3 protein-coding genes are annotated in these 2,121 nt (G+C 37.7%); all 3 read right to left on the reverse strand.

Annotated features, from left to right (window positions below; translation table 11 throughout):
* Positions 1 to 232: DUF3964 family protein (locus AC1DJR_RS27625; protein ID WP_477004006.1), on the reverse strand; the 232-nt coding region annotated here is incomplete at its 3' end.
* Positions 233 to 281: 49 nt separating this feature from the next.
* Complete coding sequence (locus AC1DJR_RS27630; protein ID WP_088031640.1) at positions 282 to 1,505, reverse strand: flagellar hook protein FlgE; 1,224 nt, start codon at positions 1,503 to 1,505, stop codon at positions 282 to 284.
* A gap of 16 nt (positions 1,506 to 1,521) precedes the next feature.
* Positions 1,522 to 2,100, reverse strand: a complete 579-nt coding sequence (locus tag AC1DJR_RS27635) for a flagellar hook assembly protein FlgD (RefSeq protein ID WP_429686694.1) — start codon at positions 2,098 to 2,100, stop codon at positions 1,522 to 1,524.
* Between the last annotated feature and the right edge of the window lie 21 nt (positions 2,101 to 2,121).

The following is a 2,121-nucleotide window of genomic DNA, read 5'->3' on the forward strand; positions in this document are numbered from 1 at the left end:
CAGTCAGTTGATACTTCCAAACACCACTACTACCAATACTTACGAAGTAAAACTCGTGTATACGGCCAATGATTGCTTGTTTTTCACCAAACGAATATGGAGGCACTTGTTTGATTTCAAATTGATCTGGTAAATATACATGCTCTTCTCGTTCTATTTTTAACACTTGCTCAGCAAGCTCACGTTTATTTTCGAAAAAAGGCAATTGTAAAATTCGCTCTTGTCTTGTCATACGAATATAAAACCCTTTCTACTACGTTACAATTTTTCTTTACGATTTATTATCGAATTAAGTTCACAACTTCATTTAATACTTCATCTGAAATTTTGATTACTTTCGCATTTCCTTGGAATCCGCGTTGGTATAACATTAAATCAACGAATTCTACAGATAAATCTACGTTTGCACCTTCTTGTGCACCACCACGTATTTTTCCTGCACCGTTTTGGCCAGATGCACCTAACGCTAAAATACCAGTTGTATTCGTCGCTGTATAGTTACCATTTCCAGTTTTCATCAAACCACCTTCATTCGGGAACATCGCAACAGCTAATTGACCAGCAGATTTCATACTTCCATCAGAATATTTTACCATCACATATCCACCGTCAGCAATAAAGCAATCTTTAACAGTCGCCGCTGCTCTACCATCTACGTTTGTTACTGATAATGTTTTATCTGTCGGATGGTTTGTTAATTTACTAAAATCTAAATTTACTGTTCCACCATTAAACGGAATAGCTGCTCCAGGATTTTGCTGATTTGGATTTCCTACTGCATCAAATGTCATATTACCACCTGCACCTTGAACATCCTGAAACTCTGTTTCTTTTTTCGAATCATTACGCATCTGTACTTTATATGTATAATTATGTTCGCTCGTTTGTTTAAATTCTACACGCATTGTCCATGTATTCCCTGCATTATCATATACAGGTAAATCTTGTGTAATTTGTTTTGCATCCGCTGGAATATTCCCTCCAATTACGCCTTTTGACGTCCGAATGCCACCGATTGCTGATCCCATCGGAATTTGCAACGGTCCTGGAATACCAGATAAATTAACATTACCAGTTGCTGGATCTGCTGGATAAGCGAACACATATTGCCCTTCTGTGTTCGTAATATAATACTCTGAAGATATCCCGAACGTACCTTTACGCGTAAATTCCATGTTGCCGCCTTTTGAATCACCAACTACGAAGAAACCATTACCTTCCATCGCAGCTTGTGTTTTGCCACCTGTTAACGTAATTGTACCATCGCTATAGTCTGTAACTGTTCCGCTCATTTTCACACCGTTACCAATACTTTTCGGATTCGTCCCTGCGTATCTATCGTCACCTTTTGAACCAATTGAATTGTTGTACAGTAAATCATCAAACATTGCTTTTTGTTTTTTGTAACCAACTGTTTGTGCATTGGCAATATTATTTGAAGTTACACTTAATGCATTTTGTGTTGCGTTCATTCCTGTAATACTTGTATATAACGCTTTAATCATAACGTATGTACACTCCTTATGAATTTGTAGTTTTTACTTCTTCAGTTACTTTTTGATCGTCTTTCTTTGCGTCTTCTGGATTCGTTTCTCCAATCGGTTTATCAGACACTCTTTCAACGAAACGAAGAGATACTACTTTATTATTAATAACGAGCTGTACATCGTTATTTTCTGCAAGGCGAACTGTCTCTACTTGACCAGTTACTTTGTTCCCTTCACCGTCAATACCTCTCACGTATTTCCCTAAAAATTTCATTCCACCATCAAGCGCTGTCGAATACATCGTCGTTCTTAAAGAGTCAACTGCTTTTGTCATATTCTGCACTTGTTCCATAAGAGATAACTGCGCTGTCTGATTCATCATTTGATTCATATCCATCGCATTGAACGGATCTTGGTGCTGGAAACTCGATAAAAATAATTTTAGAAAATCGTCTTTCCCCATTACACCAGGAGTTTTTTGAGCACTTTCTGATACTCCGTTTGTTTGTTGAACTGGCGATTGTACACCATTAACAGGTGCATTACTTTTTTCCGCTCCTGCCTGCAATGGAATATGATTTGTACTCGTTGTGTTTAATCCAACTGTTGGCACGCTTTATTCCTCCAATAATCC

This window comes from Bacillus sp. 05T31 (assembly GCF_056396725.1).

Bases quoted from the DNA above. Each gene is read 5' to 3' on its own strand.
- AC1DJR_RS27630 (WP_088031640.1), bottom strand. From the start codon at position 1,505: ATGATTAAAGCGTTATATACAAGTATTACAGGAATGAACGCAACACAA.